The sequence below is a fragment of the Bacteroides sp. 43_46 genome, assembly GCF_001915455.1.
Taxonomy (GTDB): domain Bacteria; phylum Bacteroidota; class Bacteroidia; order Bacteroidales; family Bacteroidaceae; genus Bacteroides; species Bacteroides caccae.
On sequence record NZ_MNQN01000131.1, the window covers coordinates 37,228 to 60,754 of the forward strand.

19 protein-coding genes are annotated in these 23,527 nt (G+C 42.3%); 12 read left to right on the forward strand and 7 right to left on the reverse strand.

The annotated features are described in order from the left end of the window. Positions 1 to 26 precede the first annotated feature (26 nt). From BHV72_RS16440 to BHV72_RS16450, 3 genes are read left to right on the forward strand one after another with little or no spacing between them, the layout of a single operon-like run. Complete coding sequence (locus BHV72_RS16440; protein WP_005675533.1) at positions 27 to 1,238, forward strand: DUF4929 family protein; 1,212 nt, start codon at positions 27 to 29, stop codon at positions 1,236 to 1,238. A gap of 24 nt (positions 1,239 to 1,262) precedes the next feature. Next, positions 1,263 to 4,109, forward strand: coding sequence for a M16 family metallopeptidase (locus BHV72_RS16445; protein WP_005683010.1), 2,847 nt, complete (start codon positions 1,263 to 1,265; stop codon positions 4,107 to 4,109). After that, entirely contained in the window at positions 4,102 to 4,989 is an 888-nt protein-coding gene (locus BHV72_RS16450; RefSeq protein ID WP_005675535.1) for a ChaN family lipoprotein, read from the forward strand. The genes BHV72_RS16445 and BHV72_RS16450 overlap by 8 nt, the downstream gene beginning before the upstream one ends. Here BHV72_RS16450 and BHV72_RS16455 read toward each other — a convergent pair. The 5 genes from BHV72_RS16455 to BHV72_RS16475 all read right to left on the reverse strand — a co-directional run bounded on the left by BHV72_RS16455 (position 4,979) and on the right by BHV72_RS16475 (position 11,470). Next, on the reverse strand, positions 4,979 to 5,752 hold the full coding sequence (locus tag BHV72_RS16455) for a CPBP family intramembrane glutamic endopeptidase (protein WP_022041376.1): 774 nt from the start codon (positions 5,750 to 5,752) through the stop codon (positions 4,979 to 4,981). The two genes, BHV72_RS16450 and BHV72_RS16455, sit on opposite strands and share 11 nt — an antisense overlap. 136 nt (positions 5,753 to 5,888) lie before the next feature. Further along, a complete protein-coding gene (locus tag BHV72_RS16460; protein WP_022041377.1) occupies positions 5,889 to 6,875 on the reverse strand; it encodes a bifunctional riboflavin kinase/FAD synthetase in 987 nt (328 codons plus the stop codon). A gap of 10 nt (positions 6,876 to 6,885) precedes the next feature. After that, a complete protein-coding gene (locus tag BHV72_RS16465) occupies positions 6,886 to 7,509 on the reverse strand; it encodes an HAD family hydrolase (protein ID WP_005675538.1) in 624 nt (207 codons plus the stop codon). Next, positions 7,499 to 10,204, reverse strand: a complete 2,706-nt coding sequence (locus tag BHV72_RS16470) for a calcium-translocating P-type ATPase, PMCA-type (protein ID WP_022041378.1) — start codon at positions 10,202 to 10,204, stop codon at positions 7,499 to 7,501. The genes BHV72_RS16465 and BHV72_RS16470 overlap by 11 nt, the downstream gene beginning before the upstream one ends. 90 nt (positions 10,205 to 10,294) lie before the next feature. Continuing rightward, complete coding sequence (locus BHV72_RS16475; protein ID WP_122295803.1) at positions 10,295 to 11,470, reverse strand: sensor histidine kinase; 1,176 nt, start codon at positions 11,468 to 11,470, stop codon at positions 10,295 to 10,297. Positions 11,471 to 11,693: 223 nt separating this feature from the next. On the opposite strand from BHV72_RS16475, the gene rd reads away from it, so the two are divergent. Both rd and BHV72_RS16485 read left to right on the forward strand, forming a co-directional pair. Further along, complete coding sequence (gene rd / locus BHV72_RS16480) at positions 11,694 to 11,858, forward strand: rubredoxin (protein ID WP_004306971.1); 165 nt, start codon at positions 11,694 to 11,696, stop codon at positions 11,856 to 11,858. A 100-nt stretch (positions 11,859 to 11,958) separates the two neighbouring features. Next, the gene (locus tag BHV72_RS16485; protein WP_286856816.1) at positions 11,959 to 12,684 is read left to right on the forward strand and encodes a hypothetical protein; all 726 of its coding nucleotides are present in this window, start codon (positions 11,959 to 11,961) and stop codon (positions 12,682 to 12,684) included. Positions 12,685 to 12,777: 93 nt separating this feature from the next. Here the strand turns inward: BHV72_RS16485 and BHV72_RS16490 are convergent, their stop codons facing one another. Then, positions 12,778 to 14,475, reverse strand: coding sequence for a Na/Pi cotransporter family protein (locus BHV72_RS16490; protein WP_005675546.1), 1,698 nt, complete (start codon positions 14,473 to 14,475; stop codon positions 12,778 to 12,780). A gap of 82 nt (positions 14,476 to 14,557) precedes the next feature. Between BHV72_RS16490 and BHV72_RS16495 the strand changes: the two genes are divergently transcribed. Together BHV72_RS16495 and BHV72_RS16500 are read left to right on the forward strand one after the other, a co-directional pair. Further along, positions 14,558 to 16,231, forward strand: a complete 1,674-nt coding sequence (locus tag BHV72_RS16495; protein ID WP_005675548.1) for a nucleoside kinase — start codon at positions 14,558 to 14,560, stop codon at positions 16,229 to 16,231. A 222-nt stretch (positions 16,232 to 16,453) separates the two neighbouring features. Then, complete coding sequence (locus BHV72_RS16500) at positions 16,454 to 16,852, forward strand: hypothetical protein (RefSeq protein ID WP_005675550.1); 399 nt, start codon at positions 16,454 to 16,456, stop codon at positions 16,850 to 16,852. A 133-nt stretch (positions 16,853 to 16,985) separates the two neighbouring features. Here BHV72_RS16500 and BHV72_RS16505 read toward each other — a convergent pair whose 3' ends face one another. Next, complete coding sequence (locus tag BHV72_RS16505; protein WP_286856920.1) at positions 16,986 to 18,341, reverse strand: aminopeptidase P family protein; 1,356 nt, start codon at positions 18,339 to 18,341, stop codon at positions 16,986 to 16,988. 127 nt (positions 18,342 to 18,468) lie between these two features. Here BHV72_RS16505 and rpoN point away from each other — a divergent pair, with 127 nt between their 5' ends. The 5 genes from rpoN (at position 18,469) to BHV72_RS16530 (ending at position 23,495) form a co-directional block, all read left to right on the forward strand. Beyond that, a complete protein-coding gene (rpoN, locus tag BHV72_RS16510; RefSeq protein ID WP_055173696.1) occupies positions 18,469 to 19,953 on the forward strand; it encodes an RNA polymerase factor sigma-54 in 1,485 nt (494 codons plus the stop codon). A gap of 66 nt (positions 19,954 to 20,019) precedes the next feature. Continuing rightward, positions 20,020 to 20,691, forward strand: coding sequence for a hypothetical protein (locus BHV72_RS16515; protein WP_005683014.1), 672 nt, complete (start codon positions 20,020 to 20,022; stop codon positions 20,689 to 20,691). A 30-nt stretch (positions 20,692 to 20,721) separates the two neighbouring features. Then, positions 20,722 to 21,102 carry a glycine cleavage system protein GcvH gene (gene gcvH / locus BHV72_RS16520; RefSeq protein WP_005675557.1) on the forward strand — a complete coding sequence of 127 codons (381 nt, stop codon included), beginning with the start codon at positions 20,722 to 20,724 and terminating at the stop codon, positions 21,100 to 21,102. 51 nt (positions 21,103 to 21,153) lie between these two features. Beyond that, complete coding sequence (gene purE, locus BHV72_RS16525; RefSeq protein WP_004296231.1) at positions 21,154 to 21,663, forward strand: 5-(carboxyamino)imidazole ribonucleotide mutase; 510 nt, start codon at positions 21,154 to 21,156, stop codon at positions 21,661 to 21,663. Next, the gene (locus BHV72_RS16530) at positions 21,663 to 23,495 is read left to right on the forward strand and encodes a 4-hydroxy-3-methylbut-2-en-1-yl diphosphate synthase (RefSeq protein WP_122118697.1); all 1,833 of its coding nucleotides are present in this window, start codon (positions 21,663 to 21,665) and stop codon (positions 23,493 to 23,495) included. The genes purE and BHV72_RS16530 overlap by 1 nt, the downstream gene beginning before the upstream one ends. The last annotated feature ends 32 nt before the right edge of the window (positions 23,496 to 23,527 follow it).

Here is a 23,527-nt window from a genome sequence, read left to right on the forward strand (position 1 = left end):
TTTCTATCTTAAAAACAAAGAAGATTATGAAATACAAATATTATTCTTTATTCATATTTTTGATTTGTCTGTCCTGGATTGTTATAGCTTGTAGTAACAACATTGATTATACTTATAAGGGACGCAATTATATACAAATGAGTACTTCCGATGATCCTGCACTTTCGGAAAGTGATGAACGTGCAATTACTGTTGATGTACTTCTGGCTACTTCCGTAGAAAATGATGCTGTAATTAATTTCGAATTGTTGGATAATGCAGATGATATTTTGCGCTTGGAAAATGGGGCAGTACAAATAAAGGCGGGAGAGAAGACGGCGCGTTTCAAGGTACTTTCCAATCGTCAGAGTTTGCTGAATAACCAAAGGATGATAACTTTAAAGGTAAAGGATTATACAGACGAACGTATGCAACCATGGAATGAATTGAAACTGACTGTAAGGCCAAATCCAACCTTGCCGGACTTGACCGAACAACAGATTGAGTTTGTTCATGGCTATATGGAGAAGTACAGGCTTAATCTTAATCGCTTTATGGGTGAAGTAAGCTGTCGCGTAGAGGTGACTTTCCCAGCAGATGAGGTTGGAGTATTTAGTGATACGGAGACTCGCTCCTTTGAAGGAAAGAGTATGATAACATTGAGTGAGAATGCTACTGCAGATCGTCCGATACTTAAGATGATTGATAATCCAATGGGAATAACTTCATTTTTGTGGGAAATATACAGAAAAGAAACGGTGGAGAATGAATTTTGGATTTTTGAAGGAAGTAAATATGTCTCTATGATGGAGGCGATTGGCTATGACATGAGTAAGGAAGTATTTAGTGTAGTTCTTGATAATTTGGAATTATTGCCGGATGAAGGTACTTTTTCATTCGTAGGCCCGACTTTAAATCTTTGGGATGAAGAAATAGAATCATTGCCTTTTGAATATTCTTTTACCGCTTGGGAGCGTTGGAAGAAAATGGCTGACGAAGGTGGTACGATTTTAGTTCAGGAGGGAGATAATATGGTGGAAGCGAGTGTTAGTGATTTGATAGAGGAAGGAATAACTTTAAATCCAGTTTGTTTAGTGTATTCGTCTATTGATGAAGACAATTGGGAGAATGAACCTTCAGACTGGATTGAACCGAAAGGAATGTTTAATGAGAAAACCTTTAGTTTTCAATTCCCTTGGGATCATGTTAATTCGTTAGGGTATACTCAGATTCGCGTGACTTATACATTAAATGAATAAATATAATATATAAAACGACCATTCATGTTTAAGCAGACAAAGTTTAAAGTTTTTCTATTCTTGGCAGTTCTATTAGGAGGACTTCCCGTGAATATGCTTGCACAACAGAAAGCTTCTCATTTGGAGAAAAAAGTAAATTTACCTCCTAATACAGTTGAAGGGACCTTGGCTAATGGGTTACATTATTTAATCCTTCCTAACGAGGCGCCGATTCACACAACAGAATTCCGGTTAGTGATGCGTATCGGTTCTGTTCAAGAGTCGGAAGAGCAAAAAGGAGCCGCCCATTTTCTGGAGCATATGTCGTTTGCCGGTAGTAAACATTTTCCTGGCAGGGGAATGGTAGACTATCTGGAAACTTTGGGCATGAAGTTTGGACGTGATATAAATGCGGTAACCGGATATGATCGTACGATCTTTATGTTGACAGTGCCTATGGATAAAACTGACCATAAAGTTAGTAGCAAAACTTTATTGATTTTGAAAGATTGGCTGAGCGGAATCACTTTCGAAGAAGAGCGGACGAAGAAGGAACGGGGCGTTATTTTGGAAGAATTGCGCGGATATGACTTGGGGGATGATTTTTATGCATTAAAAATCGGAAAGAACCATTTCACGGAGCGTATGCCGTTGGGAAGTTCCGAGGATATTCGTAGTATTGACCGTAAGACGTTGATTGAATTCTATAAAAAATGGTATTCTCCGCAGATGGCTACCGTAGTTGTGGTTGGTAATGTAGATCCGGAATCTATTGAAAAACAAATCAAGGAAATGTTTTCATCTATTCCTCGTAAAGAAGTCAAAGGCTATCGTACTTATCCATTGACTTATGACCCGGGAGTTGAGTTATATGAAATTGGGGATGATCTGGAGCGTAGTTCAGAGTTGGAGCTGATGATTCCTCATCCTTGTGTGATTGGTAATACAATCGGCAGTATTTATCAGAAGGAACTCGGATCTTTATTGATACGTGCTATCAGTAACCGGTTGAAATACCAGAATATCCGGTGCAATGTTTCTGATGCATGGTTTCTTTCTGATAAGAATCATTTTGTTTTTGCTTTTTCCGGGGTAGATAAGGCAAATCTCTTGCAACAAGTATCCGAACTGTCTAATGAAATGGAGTCTATTCAGAAAAACGGCTTTAAGCAGGAAGAAGTGGAGGATGCTATTAATGAGCATCTGAGGCGTTTGAAAGTAGATAACTCAACTCAATTATCTTCTAAATGGTGTGATGATTTTGTTGATTATGTGATATCCGACGACCGTTATATTCAGTCAGATAGTGAAATGAAACAGTTGGCGGACAAGATACGGGCGACTGATAGCGCTACTTTGCAACAACTTTTGCGTGAGTGGCTTTCATACAAAGATCAAACCTTATTGGTGGCTTATCGTAATAATGCAGGTAAACAAAATTCTCTTAAAAAAGAAGAAGTTGTTCAGGCATGGGATGAAGGTATTAAGAACCCGTTGAAAGATTTTACGTATGTACGTAAAGATGTGAAAGAAGAAAGAGTAGTGACACCTGCTTGCCTGGTTGAGAGTTATCCTTTTAAGGCCTCAGATATAGTTAGTGAGAAGAAATACGCAGACCTTAACATAACAGAAGTAATTCTGAAAAATGACTTACGTATTCTTCTCCGTCCGACAAATGATGAAAGTCAATCCATTTTTGTGACAGCTTTTGGAAGAGGAGGGACAGCAGATTTATCAGATAAAGATTATCCTTTATATGAAGGGACAGGAGGTTATATGGAAATGGGAGGGGTAGCTTGTATTCCTTATGATACTCTATTTTCTTTTATGCAACAGGAAGAAATATCTATGAATATTGCTATCAGTAATTATTGGCATGATATTATGGGAATGTCTCCTGCTGCCAAAGCACGAGAACTCTTTAATTTGATGTACGAGAAGATGTGTCGTCCGGAGCTTTGCTATGAGGATTTTGATGAGATTCGTAAAGATGAAATGGAGCGTTTCGGGAAGGAAAGTGTATTGGAACAAATGATGAAACGTGCTTCTGATCGTATGTTGACAAACCGCCTGGATTCTCTAATGGGAAATACGGTACCTCGTCCGGCTCTAACAAAAATGGATCTGGAAAGATTGGATCTGGATAAGATTGCAGATTATTATTGTTCATTATACAGCAATCCGTCGCAAATGACATTCGTAGTAACAGGAAAGTTTGATACGGATAGCATCAAAGAATTGTTAACTGCGACGTTCGGACGTATGCCGAAAGTAAATACAGTGTCTTATCCCAACAAAGCGTTTAAGCTCCCTAAGAAAACTTACATAGAAGAATTTCCGAATGATAATGATACGCAGACTATCTTTGATTATGTTTTCTGTGGAAATTATCAGCCTTCCTTGAAAAATAGCCTTACACTGAAATTGATGCGTGATATCTTGCAAAACCGCTTGTTAAGTGTTTTGCGTGAAGGAGAGAATATAGTCTATTCTCCATACGCTTCTTTATTTTATAATGGGCTGCCACAACAAGTCTTTTATTTTGATTTGTCGGCCTCTGTTGATTTCGTAAATACGAAGAAGGTGGAGGAGCTTATAAAGCAGATTATAAATGAGCTTCGTACAAGTAAAGTGAGCGAAGAGGAATTGGAAACTTTGAAAAAGTCTTTTTGGGTTACAAAACGAAAAGTGCTTTCGGATGAGGCTTCTGCCGAATGGCGTACTAATCTTGTGAATTTGCTGAAGAATGGTGAGTCTGTCGCTGATTTTGAGCGATATGAACAATGTCTCAATAGCATATCCACTGTGGATATTCAGAAAGCATTTAAGCATTTTACGAATCCCGATAAATTTGTATTGTTATATATTGGAAAACATCAAAAATATGAATAATTTATTTTTCTCAAGATTTTGTGGGTTATTGCTTTTGTGTTCTATAGGAGTAGCGGCCTTTGCTCAGAAAGGATACAAGAGAGCATATACATTGTTTAATGCCGAAGGCAAGGAGATAGGCTATGATGAGCTTATTGAAGCGTTGGCACAACCGGATGTCGTGTTTATAGGCGAGATTCATAATTGTTGTATTACTCATTGGCTGGAATATGAAATAACCCGTTCGCTATATGCTATTCATAAGGAAAAACTGATGTTGGGAGCTGAAATGCTTGAGGCGGATAATCAGCTGATTTTGGATGAATACATGAGTCGCGCGATTTCTTATGACAGATTTGAGGCAGAAGCCCGGTTGTGGGATAATTATAGTACGGATTATGCTCCATTTGTCTTTTTCGCAAAAGAGAATAAAATTCCATTTATTGCAACTAACGTACCACGACGCTATGCTAATGTTGTAAAAGATAATGGCTTACAGTATTTGGATTCATTATCTAATGAAGCAAAGCGATACTTGCCGCCTCTTCCTATTCAGTTTACCTACAAGGAAGAAGAAGGTGGTGCTTTTGCATTAATGCAGATGATGGGTAAGAGTAAAGGCAATCAGGAATATTTGGCACAGGCGCAAGCTATCAAAGATGCAACAATGGGCTGGTTTATAGCTCATAATATAAAGGATAAATTCCTGCATTTTAACGGGAACTACCATTCTGATTTTAAAGGAGGAATAATTCCTTATCTGCTTCAATATCGTCCGGGGACAACGATTAAAACTGTCTGTTCAGTCCGTCAGGAAAGTATAGACCAATTAGATGAAGAAAATAAAGGAAGAGCAGACTTTTATATTTGTGTTCCTGAAGATATGACCTCTACTTATTAGAGGTCATGCGTTGCATATATGGAATGACTCCTGCCAGTATGACAATTGCACCGATAAGAATAATAAGATACGGTGTACCGCTAATCAGGTCATCCATATTCTCCGCTTCGGGATATTTGATACTGAGATATACTGATAAGGAGTTATTTAATATATGCATGAATATACAAGGTATCAGACTACCCGTTTTATAATAAGTCCATGCCAACAGGATACCGATCAGAAATGCCGGAAGTATCTGTGCGGGATTTATATGAAAGGCACCGAATAGAAGTGCCGAAATAAGAATTGCTTTGGTCGGATTATATTGTTGGAGCAAAGCTTTGGTGATTGCTCCCCGGAACAATAATTCTTCAAGTACAGGGCCTACGATTGCTATTGCAAGAATCCCTCCCCAGCCGGATTGGAGGATATCGAAAGATTGCTCCATGATATTAGGTATCCAATCCAGCAAACTCATTAATGAAGAAACAACAAATCCACTGGTAAGGATTGCCACTGCACTACCTAAAAGATAAGGAGCGGACACAAGTGACCAGGTCTCTTTCTTTGTGCTGATGTAGCCGGCCTTCCACAGATAGATACCCATCATTATCTGACCGGCCAATTGCGCCGGAATCATAATTGTTTGTGTCAGAACAGCCTTATCTAAATTTCCTGTGGTTACTAACAAATAGATAGTACAAGGAATCATAATCAGGACAGGGGCAACAATTTGCGCAATGACAAGGTCTATTAATACAAGTTTGATAGCCGTCTTCATATTTTACTTTTTTATTTAGTAGCGAAGAAGCTGCATATAAACATAGCTAACATAGAAATTGCTATTACCACCAGAGAAATACTCATAAATGACTTTTGCATAAGAATCTATTTTAAGTTGTTATTCGGTTGATGTATTATTTTCTTGGTTCTTCCTGTTGGTTACTTCTTGCTTTGCTGGCAAGAAGAATCGCTTCGGTTTCTTCTGCATCTTTGTGGAGTTGGACTATTAGCTCGTCAATGCTGGAGAACTTCAGTTCGGGGCGTGTCCGTTTTACAAAAGTGAGCCGGATGAATTTATCATATATATTCGAGTGGAAGTGAAGGATATTCACTTCAATTGTTCGATTCGGACCATTGTCAATCGTCGGGCGGACACCTATATTTAGCATTCCCATGTATGTTTTCCCGTCAAACGTTACCCATACGGCATATACGCCATCGGCAGGAATAAGTTTATCCGGATCATCTACGCTTAAATTGGCAGTCGGAAAGCCGATCTTTCTGCCTACTTGGTAACCGCCTACAACAGTCCCGTCCAAAAAATATTCATATTTCAGGCAACGGGCTGCGATTTCCACTTCTCCTTCATGTAACAGTTTACGAATCAAAGACGAACTTACCGGAATGTTTCGGGTAGTTCCTATTTCTATGTCACTGGTATATGCCTGTGCACGAATTACCTCTATACCAATTTCTTTCCCGTAGCATACATAGTCCTCGAATCCTTCGCTGCGATTATGTCCGAAACGGTGGTCATAACCGATAACCAGACATTTCACCTGATAACGCTCTTTTAACAGTCGGTTCATAAATTCGCGGGCGGTTAACTGCGAAATGTCCGGGGTGAAATCGAGCATCAGGCAATAGTCTACACCAATGTCGGCAAGCAGACTAATTTTCTCTTTCGGAGTAGTCAGGAGTTCCGGCCGATAGGTTGCATTCATTACCTTACGGGGATGAACAGGGAAAGTGACCAATGCAGAACGTAGACCTTTGGCTGCGGCTATCTCTTTCACTTGTTGAATCAGATAGCGATGTCCTGCATGCACTCCGTCAAAGAAGCCTATGGTAGCTACACAGGGTTCTGGTTTTATAGCCGATATGTCACGTATAATCTGCATATCTATTAAATTATTTACTGTTGAAAAGATGACTCCAGTCTTCGCCGGCTTTTGCCGTATAAGTAGAGATTCCTAAGTTCTGTGCCGCTTTGCAGTTGATTTCGGAATCATCAATAAAAAGAGTCTCCTCCGGTTCGATGCCGGCATCATCCAATATTGCTTTAAAAATTTCCGGTTCGGGTTTGGCCATTTTCATTTCAAAAGAGAGATATGTTTTTTCAAAATAGTCCTCTACTTTGAAAGTACGGTAGGGGAATAGATTCTTACAAGTCCATTTCCAATGAATCTCGTTTGTATTACTCAACAAATAGACTACATATTTTTCGCGTAACTTCAGCAATAAATCAAGTTTGTGTGTTGGTATATCTACCAGAAAACTATTCCAGGCGGCATCAATTTGTTTGTCACTAACTACTTTACCTATCATTTCGCGAACGCCATTACGAAATTCTGCGGGAGTAATCAAGCCTTTCTCCTGCTGCATCAGGATTCCGTCCTGATTTGAGATGTCCAATAGTTCCTCCACGTTACGGAGCCCTAATTTCTGGAAGTTCTCGATACAACGTTGACGGTCGAGATTGATAAGTACACCGCCTAAATCAATAAGAAGGTTTTTAATTCCTTTACTTTTCATTTCTTTTTCTTTTGTGAATAATACGCTGAACAAGGCGAACAAGTTCTCCAACCCATAACACCATGGACGAAACGCCTATAATTAGAAGCCATGTCTGCCAGTCGAGTGGTTCCGTGCGGAATACAGCACCACCGAACTGTACAATAAGGAATTGTCCGACAAGAATGGCAAGCACAATTAATTCCATGCCATACGATTTGGAAAGTCCTTTGAATGCCGAGTCGGTAGTGCCGAACACACGTGCATTAAACAGGTTCCAGAATTGTAACATGACAAAGAAGGTGAAGAAAATAGTGAGGTTGTGTACATCCATACCTTTTGCACTGTGGTCGAAATAATAAATCATTCCGAGCAGTACGATGAGGAAGATAGAACCTACCCCTAATATGTTAGACCTCATTGCTTTGCTGATAATGAAATCAGTACTGCGACGAGGCTTTTCGAGCATAACAGTTTCGCTGGGCGGAATAGAAGCCAGGGCCAGCGCTGCGAAAGTATCCATAATCAAGTTTACCCACAACATCTGCGTCACAGTCAACGGAAGTTCCGTGCCGATAACGGAACCCAATAGAACGATAAGTAATGCAACGAAGTTGATCGTTAACTGGAAAACGATGAAACGCTGGATATTCTTATAAAGCGAACGTCCCCACATGACGGCGGTTCCGATACTGTTGAACGAATCATCAAGCAATGTAATATCACTGGCCTCTTTGGCTACAGAAGTTCCTGTACCCATTGATAAGCCGACTTGTGCATGGTTCAGAGCAGGCGCATCATTTGTTCCGTCTCCGGTTACGGCTACTACCGCTCCTTTTTGCTGGAGCAACTGCACAAGGCGTTGTTTGTCTGTAGGACGGGCACGCGACATAATTTTCAAATCCATTACCCTGTCAAGTGCTTCTTCGTCACTCAATTCAGCAAAAGCAACACCAGTGATACGATTCCGGTCGGTGTCGGTTTCCGGCTTCCAAAGACCTATCTGACGAGCAATCTCGGTTGCAGTCCCCGGAGTGTCGCCGGTCACAATCTTGATACCGATACCTGCCGACTGACATTTGGCTACGGCGGCAGGAACATCCGGACGAATCGGGTCAGAGATAGCAACCACTCCCAAGAAGTTCAAGTCGTTTGTCGAAACAAGTTCTACACAATCATTCGGCTCATTCTCCTCTACGATTTTGAAGGCGAAGCCCAGTGTGCGCATCGCCATATTCTGGTAATTCAGTAGTTGTGCTTCTACTGTTGAACGGTATTCCACGGCATCCACCCGTCTTCCGTCCAAGACAACTTCTTTACATTTGCCCAGAACAATTTCGGGAGCACCTTTTATATAGAGTATTTTCTTTCCGATTAATGGTGATTCTACAAGCGTAGCCATGAACTTGCGCTCCGTAGAGAAGGTGAGCTGGTCGAGAACACGGGCGTTCTCACGGAGTTTCAGGTAATTTCTTCCCTGACTATTGAGCCATAATAGTAAGGCCACTTCCGTCGGATTTCCTACTCCTTTCGGCTTTTCCCCGGCTTCTGTTTCCTCAAGGAAGGCGGTTGAATTAGCGCTGATTCCCTCTGCAATCAATGCACTGATATCATCATCGGACAGGTTACTGCCGTTTTTGATTCCATAGAAGTTTGGTTCGTGCACTTGCATCAGATTTTGCGTCAGCGTACCGGTTTTATCCGTACAGATGACAGTGATAGCACCCATTGTCTCGCAAGCGTGCATTTTCCGAACCAGGTTGTTGGTAGAAAGCATACGGCGCATATTTAGGGCCAGACTAAGAGTCACACTCATCGGCAATCCTTCGGGAACAGCAACAACAATCAGCGTAACAGCCATCATAAAGTATTTAAGTGTCCGTTCAAATACCGGAAGCCATTCGTGCCAGCCGTTTAATGCACCGAAATCAAAATATAGCAATACATCTTTTACGAAGAAGATAAGGAAAGCCAGGCCGGCAACAGTAAAACCAATTTTTCCGATTAGATTGGCTAATTTGGTCAACTGTATATTTAGTGGAGTCGGTTCAAGGTTTTCTTCCGTACTTTGGCGGGCCACTTTTCCTATTTCCGTTGCATCTCCTACGTGCAGAACGCGCATTGTGCCATGACCGTCGACTACCGTAGTGCCACGCATCACCAAATTAGAGGCGTAAGTCGCTTCTTCGTCAAAATCTGCTTCTATAATCGTCTTATTGATAACAGGTTCTCCGGTCAGGTTGGATTCGTTTACTTGCAAAGAGATAGCTTCCACCAATTCTCCGTCAGCCGGGATTTCTTCTCCGGTTTCCAAAATCACGATGTCGCCTACAACTATATCTTTGCGCGGAACTTCCTGTACGCGGCCGTTACGAATCACTTTAACTAGTGTTTCCTCATTAACGGCATTCAGTAAGTCGAATTTTTTGTTGGCATCATATTCAAAAAAGAAACCGATACCCGTAGCCAGCAAGATAGCGGCTATGATACCGATCGTTTCGGCGTACTCATTTTCGATAATGGAAATAATCAACGAAAAGACGGCTGCAACTAGCAGTACGCGTACGACCGGGTCCTCAAATTTCTCAAGATAAAGTTTCCATAAAGAAGGACGCTTGGGGGGTGTTAACAGGTTTATACCATTCTTTTCCCTGCTTTGTAGGACCTCACTGTCCGTAAGGCCTAAATGATTGTAATCATCTTTATTTGTACTCATGCAGATACATGCGTTTAGTTTGGACTGCAAAAATACAACATATAATTGTGATAAAATGTTTAATTAAAACTTTTTATGAAGTAGAATTTCTTACTGAGGTTTGCCGCATGAAAGATAAGGGAGGGTAAACCAGAAGGTAGAACCTTCTCCTTCAATGGAATCCGCTCCGATCTGGCCGCTCAATTTGCCTACAATCGTTTGTGAAATCGAAAGTCCCAGTCCTGCACCTTTTTGGTCTTTATTCAGTTTCACAAAACGCCCGAATACATTCGACAGTTTTTCTGCCGGTATGCCCGTACCCGTGTCTTTCACGTAGAAATATAGTTCAGTATCTTTAGCTTCATAACCGATACGGATATTTCCTTCCCGGGTAAATTTAATAGCGTTGCCCACGAAATTGGAAATGACCTGTGCCACCCGATTGCGGTCGGTCTGTATAAAGCAGGAAGAAAGTGAAGGCTCTGCTATTATCTGTACTTTTCCTCCGGCATCATTAATCCTCATTTGGAAAAGTCTTTGTAAATCGGATAGCAACAAATTAATATCTACCGTTGAATACACAAATTCTAAAGTGCCCGCTTCTATTTTTGACATATCAAGAATATCATTTACTAATTGCATCAGAAGATCGGCATTCATTTTGATAATTTCTTGGTATTGTGTTTTTTCTTCTTCTGTGTTTGCGCTGCCCATTACTTCTGCAAACCCGGTGATAGCATTCAGCGGAGTACGAATCTCATGGCTCATGTTGGCCAGGAAGGCTGATTTTGCTATATCTGCATTTTCCGCTTTCTCTTTTGCCACTTTTAATTCCCTTTCTACTTGTTTCAAATGGGTAATATCATGTACGGTAAGCACCATATTTTCTTCTTCATTGAGGAGGAAATAAGAGCCGGAAATAACGGCTTCACAGGCTACCGTTTGATTTTCGGAAGTAACCATATTCAAAGTGGCTTCCAGATTAGTGAATCCTCTTCTTTGTTCGAAAGCCTGACGGATAGCCTGGCGTATAGGACAGGAGCCACAATAAACATGTGTACCGCAACCTCCCTCTGCCGATAATGCATTACGGCACTGCAACAAATCACCTACTCTTTTTTCTTCCGGTCCTTTTCGTGTTCCGGTCTGTTGGTAGTAATTCGTTTTCAGCACTTTGAAGTCGTTGTTTATTAACAGGATGAAGGCGTGTACATTTTTCAAGATAGCACTGGCAACATGGTTGGTATGTTCTAGTTTTCTGGATTCCCGAAATAACCGTTTCTGCATTCGAAGGCATTTCCTGCGCTCCCACAAAAAACTGATTAACAGGATTGCACATAAAATTATGAGGGTAGATAAAAGTGCTATTAACATGACATAATATTGTTGGTTCAGCTTGTTGAATACGGTTACAAAGATAGTTTTTTTCTTTCACTATAAAAAAGTGTTGAACAAATATCTTGTTATTTGTGTTATATTAATTAGAAAACCAATTAAAAATACGAACGTTATGAAGAAGTACATTTGCACGGTCTGTGAATATATTTACGACCCCGAACAAGGAGATCCGGAAAGCGGAATTGAACCAGGAACTGCTTTTGAAGACATTCCAGATGATTGGACTTGTCCTCTATGCGGAGTCGGGAAAGAAGATTTCGAGCCGTACGAAGGATAAAACAAAGGGAGAGAATTTATTAAGAGGAAATGGGAGGTGTGTCAAAATGCGCACCTTCTTTTTTTTAAGCGCAAAGCCCCGACTTTCACAAGCTGGGGCTTTGTTATTACCTAAAGATTTTGTATCTTTAGACAAGGCAACTACCAGTTCTAACTTCCTCTTATATCCTGTTATCTCTTTTTTGTTGATGTTCGGGCTTTTAATAGCTGGTTGTAGTGATAATGAGAATGAAGAAGAACTACCTGCTCCTGATGTTCCTGATTATAGTACGATAATAGTCAAAGACATACAGAATATGCCGAAAAATTTTACATTCGACCGGGTGGAGGTAAAAGTGACCGGCTTGGACTGGCAAGTGATTGAAACTCTTATATTCCCTTATGAAAACGGGCAAATTGTAATGACACTTCCTGCTACTTTCCCTTCGGAAAGACTTCAGAAAGTAGATCGGCGGAATGGTGATATGGCTGGTTATTGGACTGGAACCTCAAATGACGGTGATGCGCTTGTAGCAACATTGGGAGACTTTTTTGTTTTTAATGGCGATACGAGGGTAGGACGAATAGCACTTTCCAATTGGTCCGGCAAGGGATCGTCTGCAGAAAAAGCAACATTGGTGAGTTATCAGTATGCCGACCGCCCCTTCATATTGACTGGCAGTGATAAATCTTATTATTATAGCGAGTGTTCCTTTAATAAAGGGTGGAATATTTTTGCTAATATCAATCCCTCGGAAGGCAGTTCGCAAAAGGTACTTCGGACAACTACCGTCCCGGAATCTACTTTATTCTGGCGACTGGCAGAATCCTATGTCTATAATAAATAGTGAGTAAATACAAAATAATTGATAAAGAAAAAGGAGAAGCAGTTATGTACTAATGCATCTGCTTCTCCTTTTTCTATTCTTTATTTCTCCTATTTAGGAAGCTTTCTTTTCTTTTACATCACTGCTGGCTTCTACCACATTTACTATATAATCACCCAGTTTCTCACATTCGGCGATAATATCCATATAGTAAACTCCCATTTGATAATCATATTCCTTGTTGTTTACATCCAAGATGTTCTGATTCTTCAATTGGTTGCGGTAATTATTGATTTCGTTTTCGATATTGAAAGACTTGTTGATATCAATACTCTGATGTTCCGGTTTCTCTACTACCACAATCATTTGTGCAAGAGCGTCGTTCGTCAGCTTCATCATAAAATGGATATGCTCATATTGCTTTTCGGTGAAGTCTTGATTTGTCTGGCGTTTCCGGTTAATCGTACGTGCCAAGTTGTAACAACTGTCCCCGATACTTTCAATTTCCGTCACTTCACGCAACATGGCGCGTATCTGTAACTTACTTTCAGAACTCAAACGACCCTCTGATACTTGATTCAGGTAGTTGGCTATCTCCAGTTCCATGTTGTCGCTGATATTCTCGTATTTCTCTATCCGGCTGAACAACTTATTGAAATCATCATCCTTTTCCGTATGCAGCAAATCTTGCACCATGCCGAACATACGGTGGGTACGTTCAGCGAATAAATGAATTTCCTTACGTGCCTGAAGGATGGAAAGTTCTGCCGTAGAAAGCATACCGCCTGTAATGAACCGCAGTCTTGGTTCTTCGTCTTCTTCCTTCGGGTGGATTAAAGCGCATACGGTACGTTCAATTAACTTCACACCCCATATCAGGATACATACGTTGCAGATATTGAAAATAGAGTGGAAGGCGGACAGTTTGTAAGAGATAGCAACTTCCGGATTACTTGTCTGGAAGAAAGTATCTACTACCCAGTTAACCAACTGCATGAACGGGTGGAAGATAATCAATACCCAGATAACACCGAACACATTAAAAACAAAATGCGCCAATGCTGCCCGTTTAGCCTGTGTGTTGGCTGTTAATGCGGCAAGATTGGCGGTGATCGTAGTTCCGATATTTTCTCCCAGTACGAGGGCTGCTCCCAGCTCCAGGCTAATCCAGCCGTTGGCACACATAATCAGTGTGATTGCCATTGTCGCGGCTGAAGCCTGCACAATCATAGTCAGTATCGTACCGATGAATAAGAACAGGAGGATAGAGAAGAATCCCATGTCCGTGTAGTTCTGTACAAAGGCAAGCATTTCCGGGTTGGCATTCAGGTCGGGAGCATTCGCTTTCAGGTAAGAAAGTCCCATGAAGAGGAAAGAAAAACCGAAAATGAATTCACCGACAGACTTACGGTTGCTTTTGCCGGAGAAGATGAGCGGAAGGGCAATGGCCAGAAGAGGAAGGGCAAATGCGGCCATATCAACCTTAAATCCGAAAATTGAGATAATCCAGGCAGTGACCGTAGTACCGATATTGGCACCCATGATGACACTGATAGATTCAGCGAGAGTGAGTAACCCGGCATTCACGAAACTCACGACCATTACCGTCGTTGCTGAAGAAGATTGGATAAGGGCTGTGATTAACACACCTGTTAAAACTCCCGTTACCCTGTTGGTAGTCATTGCCGTCAAGATACTTCGTAGTCTGTCACCCGCGACCTTTTGCAAGCCCTCACTCATTATCTTCATTCCGTACAGGAAGAGCCCTAATGAACCTATGAGCTTTAAAAAATCATAAAAAGAATATTCCATCTATAATATTGTTAATGGTTATTTGTTCTCAGTCTGATTATAAGTATATTAGTCCCAAATTATTCACCTTTTAACGAACTCGATGAAACAGATGTTACAAATATGTTGCAAAAATAACAATATTTCTAAAGAATTCCCCATCGGGAGCTCACTTTTGGATATTTATTACGGTTTTAATCTTAATTTTCCTTATCAAGTGGTTAGTGCTAAAGTCAATAACCGCTCTGAGGGACTTAATTTTAGGGTATATAATAATAAGGATATAGAGTTTCTGGACGTGAGAGACCAGTCCGGTATGCGTACCTATGTCCGTTCGCTCTGTTTTGTACTGTTTAAGGCGGTCACGGAATTGTTTCCCGAGGGCAAGCTGTTTGTAGAACATCCCGTTTCGAAAGGTTATTTCTGTAATCTGCGTATCGGGCGTCCCATTGAATTGGAGGATGTGAAACGCATCAAGCAACGTATGCAGGAGATTATTGCAGAAAATATACCCTATCATCGTATCGAATGCCATACAGCCGAAGCTGTACGCATTTTCAGCGAACGGGGTATGAATGATAAAGTCCGGTTGCTCGAAACTTCCGGTTCCCTCTATACCTATTATTATACGTTGGGCGATACGGTCGATTACTATTATGGCAACCTGTTGCCCAGCACCGGCTATCTTAAACTGTTTGACATCGTGAAGTATTACGATGGACTATTGCTGCGTATTCCCAGCCGCGAGAATCCCGAAGTGCTGGAAGACGTTGTAAAGCAGGAAAAGATGTTGGACGTCTTTAAAGAATATCTGAACTGGAGCTATATCATGGGACTCAACAATGCAGGCGATTTCAACCTCGCTTGCGAAGAAGGCCATGCAACAGATTTGATTAACGTTGCTGAGGCATTGCAGGAAAAGAAGATAGCCCAGATTGCCGATACCATTTTTCATCGTGGCGAAAACGGTAACCGGGTGAAACTGGTACTGATTGCCGGACCGTCTTCTTCCGGAAAGACCACTTTCAGCAAGCGGCTTTCAATCCAGTTGATGACAAATGGGTTGAAACCTTTTCCTATCTCTCTCGATAATTATTTCGTAGACCGTGAGGATACTCCTTTGGATGAAAACGGAAACTATGATTATGAATCGCTTTACGCGCTCGACCTCGAGCTGTTCAACCAACAGCTGCAAGCCTTGCTGCGTGGTGAAGAAGTAGAACTTCCCCGCTTTAATTTTGCTCTCGGCAAGAAAGAATTTAAAGGTGATAAACTGAAAATTGAAGATAACACGATTCTGATATTGGAAGGTATTCATGCCTTGAATCCGGAGTTGACGCCACATATTCCTGCCGAACGTAAATTTAAGATTTATGTATCGGCATTGACCACTATCTCTCTGGACGACCACAACTGGATTCCTACTACCGACAATCGTCTGTTGCGTCGTATTATCCGTGATTTCAATTATCGGGGCTATTCTGCCCGTGAAACCATTTCACGTTGGCCTAGTGTGCGTGCCGGTGAAGATAAGTGGATATTCCCTTATCAGGAAAATGCAGATGTAATGTTCAATTCAGCTCTTCTTTTTGAGTTTGCAGTGCTCCGCCTGCACGCTGAACCTATATTAATGGGAGTTCCGCGTAATTGCCCGGAATACTGCGAAGCCTATCGTTTGTTGAAATTCATCAAATATTTTGTTCCGGTTCAAGACAAAGAAATACCACCGACTTCTTTGCTTCGGGAATTTTTAGGAGGAAGCAGCTTTAAATATTAAGTAGGAAAATTAGGATATATTCGTTTTTTCAATTTACTTTGCGTAATTATCCTAACCTGTCTGTTAGGGTCAGACAGGTTGGAATACGAAACAGCAATAATTAAATTCGTTGGAATTATTCAGACGAGAGGGTCAATAACTGTTATATGGCACTTGAATAAATGAACCTTTGGGTATTTATTCTGTTATGAAGATATTACATACAACAAAAAAAACGGGAATATGATTTTTTATAATAATCTTTTGGCAAAATGGTTCTTAGGGAAAAAGAAGCATTATTTTATGGTAGGCGGGCTTTTCTTTACCCGATATAAATATTTAGAAGTTTGGGAAGATATGGAATTACGGATACATGCAAGGCAATATTGGGAATGTTTCTTTTTGACTTTAGCTCCGGCATTAATTTTGTCTTTGTGGCTTTCGTGGTGGTGGATGATAGTTCCTTTCGTTACCTATGACATACTTTATTGGTTGGAAAAAGCATTCCGTTCTCATTCTGTATTCAACTGGGAAGCGGTAGAAAATTGTGGTGATACGCTTTATTTAAGAAAAAGAAAATCTTATGCATGGATGAAATGGTACGGTAAAAAGACGTTGCCTTTATCCGATTGGGACGAATAAAGGTCGTTTCTTTATGAAACTGTTCATTTGGGCACTCCTATAAAAATGACGGAGGTTTTCCGGTATTAATGAAAAACTTCCGTCATTCTAGTGGTTGTCTGAGAAGCCAGTGTTAATGTGATTAATTTTTTGCTTATCGTAAAGCTTCCACTTCGTCCGGAGTCAGAGGGATTTTCTTACCCAATCTGCGGGCACCAGTTTCCGTAATCAGGTAGTCTTCTTCGTTGCGGATACCACCGAAATCCTTGTAAGTTTCCACTTTTTCGTAGTTGATGAAATCGGCAAACTTCTTTTCCGCCTTCCACATATCTATCAATTCGGGAATGAAATAGATACCCGGTTCTACCGTATGCACAAATCCCGGTTCCAACGGAATGGCGAGACGTTGTGATTTACGTCCGAACTGCGTGCTTTTCGGTTGTCCGTTATATCCTACCCAGATTTCACCCAAGTTTTCCATATCATGAACATCCAGTCCCATCATATGACCTAATCCGTGCGGATAGAACAACGCATGAGCACCCTCGCGCACGGCGTCTTCTGCATTTCCTTTCATCAGCCCCAGTGCCTTCATTCCTTCTACCATTACACGGGCGGATAATTCATAAACTTCCATGTAAGGAATGCCCGGACGTAGCGCTTTGACCGATTCCAGATGCATGGCATTCTGTATTTCGTAAACTTCGCGTTGACGGGTAGTAAACTTTTTGTCAGCAGGAACCGTGGACGACATATCGCCGGCATAGCCCGATTCAATTTCCGCACCCGCATCAATCAGGAACAAATCACCCGGTTTCACGAGATTGCCGTGATAATGATTGTGCAGCGTCTGTCCGTTGATAGTAGCGATAGTGGCAAAAGAAAGTTCGCAGTTGTTAGCTTGCGCTACCCGGTTCATTTCGGCTACCACTTCATACTCGTACATCCCCGGGCGGAGTACCTTCATCGCTGTGATATGCATATCGGCCGTCACATCGCACGCCTTTTCTATTTCTACGATTTCTTCCGCAGATTTATAATTACGTTGTGCGATTACGGCACGGATAAAAGGCACCGAGCCTTCCTGACGTGCAGGCGGTATGCCCAGCCAATCCATTAGCTTCAGTTTATGTTCGGGGCGGTAAGGAGGCAGATAATGAATCGCCTTTCCTTTCTGCACACATTTATGCAGATAACCGACGATGTCGGCCGAAGGCATTATATCTTTTACTCCTACACGTTCGTATTTTTCGCGTAGCGTAGGCTGCGATCCCATCCATACGATAGCGTCAATAGACAGTTCATCACCAAAAATGATTTCTTTGTCCTCATCAATATCAATAATTGCCGAAAGTCCGGCGCATGAAAGTCCGAAGTAATAAAGGAATGTAGAATCCTGACGATAACGGAACGTGTTATCCTCATAATTCAGTCCGCACTCGTCATTTCCCAGAAATAACAAAACTCCGGAGCCTAAATTCTTTTTTAGCAGGAAACATACTGTCTTAATTTTTAAGTTCGTGCAACAAAGATAACGATTTTTGTGTTATAGGATTAAAAATTATCTCCCTAATCTGTGTAATCTCTAGTTAAAAAGTTACTTTTGTAGCGAGAAACAGTAGAAAGCAAAAACGAATATGGCACAAGGTTCCCGTCAAATACAATCGCAGGCGCAACAGCAGGTACAAACGCTCTCGCCCCAGCAGATTCTGGTCGTGAAACTGTTGGAGCTTCCCGCAGTAGAACTGGAAGATCGTATCCATGCTGAACTATTGGAAAATCCGGCACTCGAAGAAGGAAGAGAAGAATCCGCAGCGGACGAATATTCCGATGTTGAAGGTTCTGAAGATGGCATGGATAATGCATCCACCGACTATGATTCTTTGAATGACTACCTCACCGAGGACGATATTCCCGACTATAAACTGCAAGAGAACAATCGTTCGCAAGATGATCAGCCGGAAAATATTCCCTTCTCCGAATCTACCTCCTTTTATGAAATATTGAAGGAGCAACTCGGTGAACGCAATCTGACAGAACATCAGAATGAACTGGTGGAATACCTCATCGGTTCATTAGACGACGACGGACTGCTCCGCAAATCACTTGAAAGCATTTGTGACGAACTGGCCATCTATGCCGGAGTTGAATCCACCGAGGAAGAACTGGAAGAAGCATTGTGCATCTTGCAGGACTTTGATCCCGCAGGAATCGGTGCCCGTACTCTCCAGGAATGCCTGTTGTTACAGATCTGCCGGAAGAAGGATGAAGAACGGACCCCCAACCCTATATTGGAACTCGAAGAACGTGTTATCAGAGACTATTATGAAGAATTCACCCGCAAGCATTGGGAGAAAATCATCAGGAAACTGGATGTCGACGAAGATACGTTCAATGAAGTTATCAGCGAAATCACCAAGTTGAACCCGCGTCCCGGTGCCTCTTTGGGAGAAACTATCGGGAGAAACTTCCAGCAGATCATTCCCGATTTCATCGTGGAAACATACGATGACGGAACAATCAATGTCAGTCTCAATAACCGTAATGTTCCCGAGCTTCGTATGAGCCGTGACTTCACGGAAATGGTGGAAGAACATACTAAAAATAAGTTCAACCAGACAAAGGAATCAAAAGAAGCCATGATGTTCCTCAAGCAGAAAATGGATGCGGCACAAGGGTTCATTGATGCTATCAAACAGCGTCAGAATACGTTGATGACTACCATGCAGGCAATAATCGACCTGCAACGTCCCTTCTTCCTCGAAGGAGACGAATCTTTGTTGAAACCGATGATTCTGAAAGATGTGGCTGAACGTACCGGACTGGATATATCTACCATTTCCCGTGTGAGCAACAGTAAATATGTGCAGACGAATTTTGGTATCTATCAGCTTAAATTCTTTTTCGTTGACGGATATACAACGGAAGACGGCGAAGAAATGTCTGTCCGTGAGATTCGCAAGATCCTGAAAGAGTGCATCGACAGCGAAGACAAGAAGAAACCGCTGACAGATGACGAACTGGCGGAGATCTTAAAAGAAAAAGGATACCCTATCGCCCGCCGGACGGTAGCCAAGTATCGTCAGCAACTGAACATTCCTGTAGCGAGACTTCGGAAGTGATAGGAAGAAGTAACATGAAAATGAGAGTTGAGATTTTGTAATAAATAACTAGTAATAAAAAGAAGAGTGGATAAAGAAAGAGAGCATATCATAGCGGATAAGACCATGTTGCGGGTAGCGAGAGTTACCTCAATGGTGTTTACTCCATTTTCGATTCCGTTTTTGTCGTTTTTGGTGTTATTCCTTTTTTCTTATCTTCGTATCATGCCGATACAATATAAGTTGATTGTGTTGGGAATTGTTTATTGCTTTACCATACTGACGCCTACCATTACTATCTTCCTGTTTCGTAAGATTAATGGCTTCGCCCGTCAGGAATTGAGCGAACGTAAGAAACGTTATGTACCTATCCTGCTGACTATCATCTCGTATGTATTCTGCCTGCTGATGATGCGCAAGCTGAATATCCCCTGGTATATGACAGGCATTATTCTGGCATCTCTGGTAGTTTCTGTCATTTGTATTGCCGTCAACCTGAAATGGAAACTGAGCGAGCATATGGCAGGAATAGGTGGAGTGATCGGAGGACTGGTCTCTTTCAGTGCGTTGTTCGGTTATAATCCCGTAGCATGGTTGTGCCTGTTTATCCTGATTGCAGGTATACTGGGTTCCGCACGGATTATTCTGGGACATCATACATTGGGTGAGGTACTTTCCGGCTTTACGGTCGGTCTGGTAGCTGCTCTGCTGGTGCTTCATCCGGTGAGTAACCTTTTATTTCGAGTATTTTTATTTTAACAACAGTATAAATCCTAAAAACTAATTATTATGAACTTTCCACAGAATTTGAAGTACACGAACGAACACGAATGGATTCGCGTAGAAGGAGACATTGCTTATGTTGGTATCACAGACTATGCGCAAGAACAGTTGGGCGATATTGTATTTGTAGACATCCCTACTGTCGGTGAAACGTTGGAAGCCGGTGAGGTATTCGGTACTATCGAAGTAGTGAAAACAATTTCCGATCTTTTCTTGCCGGTGGCCGGTGAAGTGATCGAACTGAATGAAGCGTTGGAAGAAAATCCGGAACTGGTTAATAAAGACCCGTACGGTGAAGGCTGGCTGATTAAGGTGAAGCCTGAAGATATTAAAGCAGTGGAAGACTTGCTGGATGCGGAAGCATATAAAGCAGTAGTAAACGGATAAAAGTCCCGTCACTGTAAAACTGTAATTTGTAACTGGTAAATAGTAATTAACATGACTCCAATTGTAAGTATCATCATGGGCAGTACGTCCGACCTTCCTGTTATGGAAAAGGCGGCACAACTGCTGAATGATATGCATGTACCGTTCGAAATGAACGCTCTGTCTGCTCACCGCACGCCGGAGGCTGTGGAAGAGTTTGCGAAGAATGCCCGCAACCGTGGCATTAAAGTAATTATCGCTGCTGCCGGAATGGCTGCCGCCCTTCCCGGTGTGATTGCGGCCAACACTACACTTCCGGTGATCGGAGTGCCCGTTAAAGGTTCCGTGCTTGACGGTGTAGATGCCCTCTATTCGATTATTCAGATGCCTCCGGGAATCCCAGTGGCTACTGTGGCTATTAACGGAGCAATGAATGCTGCTATCCTGGCTATCCAGATGCTTGCATTGAGTGATGAAAAGTTGGCGGAAGCTTTTGCTGCTTACAAGGAAGGTTTGAAGAAGAAAATCGTAAAAGCGAACGAAGAACTGAAAGAAGTGAAGTTTGAATATAAAACGAACTAATGGATCTATTCAATTATTTTCGAAGAGAAACCACAGAAGTAAATATTGGGGCTGTACCGTTGGGCGGCCCCAATTCTATTCGTATCCAGTCGATGACCAACACGTCTACGCAGGATACACAGGCTTGTGTGGACCAGGCCAAGCGAATTGTGGATGCAGGTGGCGAGTATGTCCGCCTGACAACGCAAGGCATCAAGGAGGCCGAAAATCTGATGAACATCAATATCGGTCTGCGCAGTCAGGGGTACATGGTGCCGTTGGTTGCCGATGTGCATTTCAATCCCAAGGTAGCTGATGTGGCGGCTCAATATGCCGAGAAGGTGCGGATTAATCCGGGCAACTACGTAGATGCTGCGCGTACTTTTAAGAAACTGGAATATACAGACGAAGAGTATGCGCAGGAAATACAGAAAATCCGTGACCGTTTTGTCCCGTTCCTGAATATCTGCAAAGAGAATCATACTGCTATCCGTATCGGGGTGAACCACGGATCGTTGTCCGACCGTATCATGTCGCGCTACGGCGATACTCCGGAAGGAATGGTAGAATCCTGCATGGAATTTCTTCGTATCTGTGTTGAAGAACATTTCACGGATGTTGTCATTTCGATAAAGGCCTCCAATACGGTCGTAATGGTAAAGACCGTCCGGTTGTTGGTCGCTGTCATGGAAAAGGAAGGCATGGCTTTCCCTCTGCATCTCGGAGTGACGGAAGCCGGAGACGGTGAAGACGGACGTATCAAATCCGCCTTGGGTATCGGCGCACTGCTGTCCGACGGTTTGGGAGATACCATTCGTGTATCTTTGAGCGAGGCTCCCGAAGCCGAAATCCCGGTTGCCCGTAAACTGGTGGATTACATCCTGTTGAGGCAGGAGCATCCGTATATCCCAGGACTGGAGGCACCGGAGTTTGATTATCTGTCTCCCTCGCGTCGTCAGACAAAGGCTGTCCGCAATATAGGAGGCGAACACGTGCCGGTAGTCATTGCCGACCGCATGGATGGAAAAACGGAAGTAAATCCGCAGTTCACACCGGACTATATTTATGCCGGAAGAGCACTGCCCGAACAACGTGAAACGGGCGTGGAATATATCCTCGATGCCGATGTGTGGGTGGGAGAATCCGGAACATGGCCTGCTTACAATCACGCGCAACTGCCGTTAATGGGCGGCTGCAATGCAGAACTTAAATTCCTGTTTATGCCCTATATGGCACAGACGGATGAAGTGATTGCCTGCTTGAAACAGCATCCGGAAGTTGTAGTTGTTTCCCAAAGCAATCACCCGAACCGTTTGGGTGAACATCGTGCCCTGGTACATCAACTTATGACGGAAGGATTGCAGAATCCGGTTGTTTTCTTCCAGCATTATGCGGAGGATAATGCCGAAGATTTACAGATAAAGTCTGCTGCCGATATGGGGGCGCTGATTTTCGACGGTCTATGCGACGGAATTTTCTTGTTCAATCAAGGGGGCCTGAGCCATGCTGTCGTTGATGCAACCGCTTTCGGAATCTTGCAGGCCGGCCGTACCCGTACTTCCAAAACGGAATATATTTCTTGTCCCGGCTGTGGACGTACGCTCTACGATTTGGAGAAAACAATCGCTCGCATCAAAGCTGCCACTTCACACTTGAAAGGGTTGAAGATCGGTATAATGGGATGCATTGTGAATGGCCCCGGTGAAATGGCGGATGCCGATTACGGCTATGTCGGTGCGGGACGAGGCAAAATCAGCCTGTATAAAGGTAAGGTTTGCGTGGAAAAGAATATTCCTGAAGAAGAGGCGGTAGACAAACTATTATCTTTGATTCAGACTGATCGTAAAGAATAGGAGCTTTAATTTGACTCATTAATATTCTAAGG

Coding starts and splice junctions, on each gene's coding strand:
- BHV72_RS16440 (WP_005675533.1), top strand. CDS start 27: ATGAAATACAAATATTATTCTTTATTCATATTTTTGATTTGTCTGTCC.
- BHV72_RS16445 (WP_005683010.1), top strand. CDS start 1,263: ATGTTTAAGCAGACAAAGTTTAAAGTTTTTCTATTCTTGGCAGTTCTA.
- BHV72_RS16450 (WP_005675535.1), top strand. CDS start 4,102: ATGAATAATTTATTTTTCTCAAGATTTTGTGGGTTATTGCTTTTGTGT.
- BHV72_RS16455 (WP_022041376.1), bottom strand. CDS start 5,752: ATGAAGACGGCTATCAAACTTGTATTAATAGACCTTGTCATTGCGCAA.
- BHV72_RS16460 (WP_022041377.1), bottom strand. CDS start 6,875: ATGCAGATTATACGTGACATATCGGCTATAAAACCAGAACCCTGTGTA.
- BHV72_RS16465 (WP_005675538.1), bottom strand. CDS start 7,509: ATGAAAAGTAAAGGAATTAAAAACCTTCTTATTGATTTAGGCGGTGTA.
- BHV72_RS16470 (WP_022041378.1), bottom strand. CDS start 10,204: ATGAGTACAAATAAAGATGATTACAATCATTTAGGCCTTACGGACAGT.
- BHV72_RS16475 (WP_122295803.1), bottom strand. CDS start 11,470: ATGCAGAAACGGTTATTTCGGGAATCCAGAAAACTAGAACATACCAAC.
- rd (WP_004306971.1), top strand. CDS start 11,694: ATGAAGAAGTACATTTGCACGGTCTGTGAATATATTTACGACCCCGAA.
- BHV72_RS16490 (WP_005675546.1), bottom strand. CDS start 14,475: ATGGAATATTCTTTTTATGATTTTTTAAAGCTCATAGGTTCATTAGGG.
- BHV72_RS16495 (WP_005675548.1), top strand. CDS start 14,558: ATGAAACAGATGTTACAAATATGTTGCAAAAATAACAATATTTCTAAA.
- BHV72_RS16500 (WP_005675550.1), top strand. CDS start 16,454: ATGATTTTTTATAATAATCTTTTGGCAAAATGGTTCTTAGGGAAAAAG.
- rpoN (WP_055173696.1), top strand. CDS start 18,469: ATGGCACAAGGTTCCCGTCAAATACAATCGCAGGCGCAACAGCAGGTA.
- gcvH (WP_005675557.1), top strand. CDS start 20,722: ATGAACTTTCCACAGAATTTGAAGTACACGAACGAACACGAATGGATT.
- purE (WP_004296231.1), top strand. CDS start 21,154: ATGACTCCAATTGTAAGTATCATCATGGGCAGTACGTCCGACCTTCCT.
- BHV72_RS16530 (WP_122118697.1), top strand. CDS start 21,663: ATGGATCTATTCAATTATTTTCGAAGAGAAACCACAGAAGTAAATATT.